This window comes from Actinomadura montaniterrae, assembly GCF_008923365.1.
Lineage (GTDB): Bacteria > Actinomycetota > Actinomycetes > Streptosporangiales > Streptosporangiaceae > Spirillospora > Spirillospora montaniterrae.
The window spans coordinates 1-6,616 of the sequence record NZ_WBMR01000363.1; the positions used below are offsets into that span (position 1 = coordinate 1).

General features: G+C 77.0%; 4 protein-coding genes and 1 pseudogene. 4 read left to right on the plus strand and 1 reads right to left on the minus strand.

What is annotated here, in order from left to right; translation table 11 throughout:
* The 4 genes from F9B16_RS51935 to F9B16_RS48510 form a co-directional block, all read left to right on the plus strand.
* A partial coding sequence (locus tag F9B16_RS51935; protein WP_192809367.1) for a DUF5691 domain-containing protein occupies positions 1 to 1,422 on the plus strand: 1,422 nt, incomplete at its 5' end.
* The gene (locus tag F9B16_RS48500) at positions 1,419 to 2,528 is read left to right on the plus strand and encodes an ATP-binding protein (RefSeq protein WP_151547030.1); all 1,110 of its coding nucleotides are present in this window, start codon (positions 1,419 to 1,421) and stop codon (positions 2,526 to 2,528) included. The genes F9B16_RS51935 and F9B16_RS48500, both read left to right, overlap by 4 nt.
* Positions 2,489 to 4,786, plus strand: a complete 2,298-nt coding sequence (locus F9B16_RS48505) for a DUF5682 family protein (RefSeq protein ID WP_151547031.1) — start codon at positions 2,489 to 2,491, stop codon at positions 4,784 to 4,786. Before F9B16_RS48500 ends, F9B16_RS48505 begins: the two co-directional genes overlap by 40 nt.
* 77 nt (positions 4,787 to 4,863) lie before the next feature.
* Entirely contained in the window at positions 4,864 to 6,006 is a 1,143-nt protein-coding gene (locus F9B16_RS48510) for a VWA domain-containing protein (RefSeq protein ID WP_151547032.1), read from the plus strand.
* Here F9B16_RS48510 and F9B16_RS48515 read toward each other — a convergent pair.
* Positions 6,007 to 6,616, minus strand: a pseudogene (locus tag F9B16_RS48515) (hypothetical protein); the annotation flags it as partial. It lies immediately after the preceding gene.

A 6,616-nucleotide genomic window follows, 5' to 3' on the forward strand; every position in this document is an offset into this window, starting at 1 on the left:
GTCCCCGGGCGCGGCGCGCCGGAGGTGATCGCCCCGGCGCCCGCCGAGGAGGCTCCGGTCGTGCCCGCCGCGGCGGCCGCCCGGCTCGGCCGGATCCTGCGCGGCGAGTACGTCCAGGTGCTGCCCGAGTGGCTGGACGCGGCGGCGGCGCGCGGGCTGCGGGTGCCGGCGCGGCTGCTGCCCGACCTGCTCGAACGCGGCCGCGGCGACCGGATGCTGCGGCCGTCGATCAGCCGCGCGGCGGGGCGGCGCGGCGTGTGGCTGGCGCTGCGGAACACCGACTGGGCGTACCTGGTCGGGGCGGGCGACGACCCGGGCGGCGGCGCCGAGGTGTGGGAGACCGGCACCCGCAACCAGCGGGCCGCGCACCTGACCGCGCTGCGCGGCACCGACCCCGCCGCCGCCCGCGAGGCGCTGCGGGAGACGTGGGCGAAGGAGCCCGCGCCCGACCGCGCCGCCTTCCTCGGCACGTTCCGGACCGGGCTGTCGCCCGACGACGAGGAGTTCCTGGAGTCGGCGCTGGAGGACCGCGGCAAGGACGTCCGGCAGCTCGCCGCCGACCTGCTCGCCCGGCTGCCCGGCTCCGCGTACGGGGAGCGGATGGCCGCGCGCGCCCGCGCCTGCCTGACGCCGCGCCGGCGCACCGTGCGGGGCCGCGAGCAGACGTGGATCATGGTCGAGCCGCCGGCGGCGCACGGCGAGGACCTGGCGCGCGACGGCGTCCCGTTCCATCCGGGCGGGTCGTTCGCGCCCGGCGGCGGAGGGCGCCCGGTGGGGACGCGGGCGGCGTGGCTGCGCGAGATCCTCGCCCGCACGCCGCTCGGCACCTGGACGGACCTGTTCGGCCTGCCGCCGATGGAGATCGTGTGCCTGCCGGTCGCGGCGGCCGGTGCCGCCGAGGGGCGGCCCGGCCGCGACGAGCAGGACGGCGACGCCCGGGACGTGCACATCGGGTGGGCGCGGGCCGCGCTGAAGCAGCACGACACCGAGTGGGCGCGCGCGCTGCTGAAGGGCGGGGTGATGGTGGACGAGCCGGGCGCGCTCGCCGACCTGCTCGCCGTCCTGCCCGCCGGCGAGCGGGACGCCGCGGCGGCGGGGCTGATCCGCTGGGTGGAGGGCCGGTCCGAGCTGCCGCCCATCCTGGAGCGGGTCCCCGGGCCGTGGACCGGCGACCTCGCCGCCGCCGTGGTCGGCACGCTCGCCGCGTCCGCCGGGCGCCCGACGCGCCGCGACGAGCACGCCCTCACCCAGCTGTGCCGGCTCGCCGAGCGGCGCCTCGACCCGTCCGCCGCGTCCCGGCTGGAGGAGCTGCTCGCCCGCCGCCCGCCCGAGGAGCAGGGACGGGCCCTGCCGCGCGCCGTCCACGCCCTGATCACCACCCTGCGCTTCCGCGACGAGATGCTGAAGGAGCTCGCCCCGTGACCGAACCCGTGACCGGAGAACCCGTGCCCGCCGGGGTGCTGCGCCCGCACGCCGAGCAGGAGTACGCCGGCGAGCTGGCCCGGCTGGCCGAGCACGACGACCGGCCCCGGCCGCCGGGCTGGCGGCTGTCGCCGTGGGCCGTCACGACGTACCTGCTCGGCGGGGAGCTGCCCGACGGGACGGTGGTCTCGCCGAAGTACGTGGGCCGGCGGCGGCTCATGGAGGTCGCGGTGGCGACGCTCGCGACCGACCGGGCGCTGCTGCTGCTCGGCGTGCCCGGCACCGCGAAGACCTGGGTGTCGGAGCACCTCGCGGCGGCGATCGGCGGCGACTCGACGCTGCTGGTGCAGGGGACGGCCGGGACGGCGGAGGAGGCGATCCGCTACGGCTGGAACTACGCGCGGCTGCTCGCGGAGGGGCCGTCGGAGAAGGCGCTGGTGGAGAGCCCGCTGATGCGGGCGATGCGGCGCGGCACGGTGGCCCGGATCGAGGAGCTGACCCGGATGCCGTCCGACGTCCAGGACGCGCTGATCACGGTGCTGTCGGAGAAGACGCTGCCGGTCCCGGAGCTGAGCACCGAGGTGCAGGCGCGCAAGGGGTTCACGGTCATCGCGACCGCGAACGACCGCGACCGGGGCGTGAACGAGCTGTCCAGCGCGCTGCGGCGGCGGTTCAACACGGTGGTGCTGCCGCTGCCCGACACCGTCGAGGACGAGGTCGACATCGTCGCGCGCCGCGTCGACCGGATCGGCGCGTCGCTGGAGCTGCCGCAGGCCCCGGCGGGGCTGGAGGAGATCCGCCGGGTCGTCACCGTGTTCCGGGAGCTGCGCTCGGGGCTGACCGCCGACGGCCGCACGAAGCTGAAGTCGCCGAGCGGGACGCTCAGTACCGCCGAGGCCATCTCGGTGATCACCAGCGGGCTGGCGCTCGCCGCGCACTTCGGCGACGGGGTGCTGCGGGCCGCGGACGTGGCGGGCGGGCTCGTCGGCGCCGTCGTCCAGGACCCGGTGTCGGACCGGGTGGTGTGGCAGGAGTACCTGGAGGCCGTCGTGCGGGACCGGCCGGAATGGCGGGACTTCTACCGCGCCTGCCGGGAGGTGTCTTGACGGCCGGACGGGTCGAGGTCTTCGGGATCCGCCACCACGGGCCCGGTTCGGCGCGCGCGCTGCGCGGCGCACTGGAGGAGTTCGAGCCGGACGCGGTCCTGATCGAGGGGCCGCCGGAGGCGGACGGGATCGTGGAACTGGCCGGCGACCCCGGCATGGTCCCGCCGGTCGCGCTGCTGGCGTACTCCCCCGCCGGGCCGTCCGGCGCTCCGGCGGGCAAGGGCGACCGGAAGGCCGCGTTCTGGCCGTTCGCGGAGTTCAGCCCGGAGTGGCAGGCGATCCGGTACGGGCTGGCGGCGGGCGCGGCCGTCCGGTTCTGCGACCTTCCCGCCGCCCACCAGCTCGTCCCGCCGGACGCGGACGAGCCGGACGAGCCGGACGAGGCGGCGGAGCCAGCGGAGACGGCGGAGGACGTCCGGCTCGACCCGCTCGGGACGCTGGCGAAGGCCGCCGGCTACGACGACGCCGAACGCTGGTGGGACGACGTCGTCGAGCACCGCCACGAGGGCCCCTCGCCGTTCCCGGCGATCGCGGAGGCCATGGCCGAGCTGCGCGAACGGGTCGGGCCGTCCCGGGTCGACCGGCGCGAGGAGCAGCGCGAGGCCCACATGCGCCGGACGGTGCGCCGCGCCCTCAAGGAGGGGTTCGAGCGGGTCGCCGTGGTCTGCGGCGCCTGGCACGTCCCGGCCCTGCTGGCGAAGGTGCCCGCGGCGCACGACGACCGGACGCTGCGCGGGCTGCCGAAGACGAAGATCGCGATGACGTGGGTGCCGTGGACGCACGGCCGGCTGGCGGGCCGCTCCGGGTACGGCGCGGGCGTCCGCGCCCCCGGCTGGTACCACCACCTGTTCGCGGTGCCGGACCGGCCGGTCGAACGCTGGCTCGCCGGCGCCGCGCGGCTGCTGCGCGAGGAGGACCTGCACGTCTCGTCCGCGCACGTGATCGAGGCGGTCCGGCTGGCGGAGACGCTCGCCGCGCTGCGCGGCCGCCCCCTCGCCGGGCTGGACGAGGTCACCGAGGCGACCCGCGCGGTGCTGTGCGAGGGCGCCGAGCTGCCCGTCGAGCTGATCCGCGAGCGGATGGTCGTCGGGGAGCGGCTCGGCTCCGTCCCGGACCGGACGCCGATGGTGCCGCTCCAGCGGGACCTGCAGGCCGAGCAGCGGCGGCTGCGGCTCAAGCCGTCCGCCCTCGACAAGGAGCAGGACCTCGACCTGCGCAAGCCCACCGACCTGGAGCGCAGCCGGCTGCTGCACCGGCTCCGGCTGCTGGACGTCGACTGGGGCGTGCCCGCGGAGAGCCGCTCGAAGGGGACGTTCCGGGAGACGTGGACGCTGGCGTGGCGGCCCGAGTTCGACGTCGAGCTGATCGAGGCGAGCGCGTGGGGCACCACCGTGCGGGACGCGACCACGGCCCGCGCGGAGGCGATGGCCGCCGGCGCCACGGCGCTGCCCGACCTGACGTCCGTCGCGGAGCGCTGCCTGCTCGCCGACCTCGGCGACGCGCTGCCGACCGTGATGCGCGCGCTCGCCGACCGGGCCGCGCTCGACACCGACGTCGCGCACCTGATGGCGGCGCTGCCCGCGCTCGTGCGCGCGCTCCGCTACGGCGACGTGCGCGGCACAGCGACGGGCCCGCTGCGCACCGTCGTCGACGGCCTCGTCGTCCGGATCTGCGTCGGCCTGCCGCCCGCCGTGTCCGGCCTCGACGACGACGCGGCCCGCGACTTCCTCGGGCACATCGACTCCGTGCACGGCGCCCTCGCCCTGCTCGCCGACGACGCGCACCTCGAACGCTGGCGCGCGGCCCTGAAGATTCTGATCGCCCGGCCCGAGACCCTGCACGGGCTGCTCGAAGGCCGCGTCACCCGGCTGCTGCTCGACGCGGGCCGGCTGGACGACGTCCCCGCCCGGATGGCCCGTGCGGTGTCGGTCGGCGCCGCGCCCGCCCGCGCCGCCGCCTGGGTCGAGGGGTTCCTGTCCGGCGGCGGGCTCGTCCTCGTGCACGACGAGGAGCTGCTCCGCCTGGTCGACGGCTGGATCGCCGGGCTGCCCGACGACGCGTTCACCGACGTCCTGCCGCTGCTGCGCCGCACGTTCGGCGCGTACGCCGCCGCCGAGCGGCGCGCGATCGGCGAGCGGGTCCGCCGCGCCGGGACGGGTTCCGGGCCGCCGCGCCCGTCCGCCGGCGACGTGGACGAGAAGCGCGCGGCACCGGCCGTCGCGACGGCCCTGCGCGTCCTCGGCTGGGAGGCACCGTGAACGAAGGCAGCGGAGACGAAGGCATCGGGAACGGAGGCATCCCGGACGGAGGCGCCGTGGGCGAGGATCCGGAACGGATGCGGCGCTGGCGGCTGGTGCTCGGCGGCGAGCGCGCCGACGGCACCGGCGTGTCCCTGACCGGCGACGACGCCCGGATGGACGCGGCACTGGAGAAGCTCTACGGGGCGGGCGACGCGGGCGGGGGCCGGCCCCGGCCGGGCCGCCGCGGCGCCGGGCTCGGCGACTCCGCTCCGTCGGTCGCCCGCTGGCTCGGCGACATCCGCGCCTACTTCCCGTCCACGGTCGTGCAGGTGATGCAGAAGGACGCGATCGAGCGGCTCGACCTCACCCGGCTGCTGCTGGAGCCGGAGATGCTGGAGGCCGTCGAACCGGACGTGCACCTGGTCGGGACGCTGCTGTCGCTGAACAAGGTCATGCCGGACAAGGCCCGGGAGTCGGCGCGGGCCGTGGTCCGCAAGGTCGTCGAGGAGCTGGAGCGGCGGCTCGCGCAGCGGACCCGGTCGGCGGTCGGCGGCGCCCTCGACCGGTCCGCGCGGGTGCGGCGGCCGAAGCGGCTCGCGGACGTCGACTGGGACCGGACGATCCGCGCGAACCTGCGGCACTACCTGCCGGAGCACGGCACGCTCGTGCCCGAGCGGATGATCGGTTACGGGCGGCGGCGGCAGGCCGTGCAGCGGGACGTGGTCCTCGCGATCGACCAGAGCGGCTCGATGGCGGCGTCGGTGGTGTACGCGAGCGTGTTCGGCGCCGTGCTCGCGTCGATGCGGTCGCTGCGGACGTCGCTGGTGGCGTTCGACACCGCCGTCGCCGACCTCACCGACCAGCTGCACGATCCGGTCGAGGTCCTGTTCGGGACCCAGCTCGGCGGCGGCACCGACATCAACCGCGCGGTCGCGTACTGCCAGGGCCTCGTGTCCCGGCCCAACGAGACGATCCTGGTGCTGGTCAGCGACCTGTACGAGGGCGGCGACCGCGACGGGATGCTGCAGCGCGTCGCGGCGCTGACGGCGGCGGGCGTGCAGATCGTCGTGCTGCTCGCGCTGTCGGACGACGGCGCGCCGGCCTACGACCACGACAACGCCGCGGCCCTCGCGGCGCTCGGCGTCCCGGCGTTCGCCTGCACCCCGGACGCATTCCCCGACCTGATGGCGGCGGCGATCGAGCGCCGCGACCTCGGGGAGTGGTCGGAGCGGCGGTGATCAGGACGCCCAGAGGCCCTGGGCCAGCAGGAGCACCACCAGCGCGGTGAGGGCGGCGTGCCCGGCGAGCGCGGACGGCTGCACGGTGACCAGCGCGCCCCACCCCGCCCACATCGCGACCCGGACGACCCGCGCCGCCACCACCGTCCACGCCGCCGCGCGGCTGCCCCGCCACGCGACGATCACCGCGACCAGCGTGACGACCGCGACGAGCGCGAACGAGGACGCGACCACCGGCAGCAGCCCGCCCCGGTGCCCGCTGCTGAGCGACGGCCGGGCGATCAGGATCGCGAGGGCGGCGACGTCCAGCACGGCGAGCAGCGCCGCCAGCGCCAGGCCCGTGACGACCCCGGGGCCGCGCCGAAGCCGACGGTACGTCCGCGCCGGCTGCGGCGCCGGGTGCTCGGGCCGTCCGTGGGCGGCGACCGGGCCCGGATGGCCGGGCGGGCCCTGATGGTCCAGTGGTTCTTGAGGCCACTGATGTTCATGAGGTTGCTGATAGCCCATGGGCTGCGGATACGCGGGATGGCCGGAGTCGCCGGACGGGGCCGGGTGGAGCGCGGACGCGGTGTCCGCGTCCGGGCCGGAGAGGCCGGCGGCGTCCCACGTC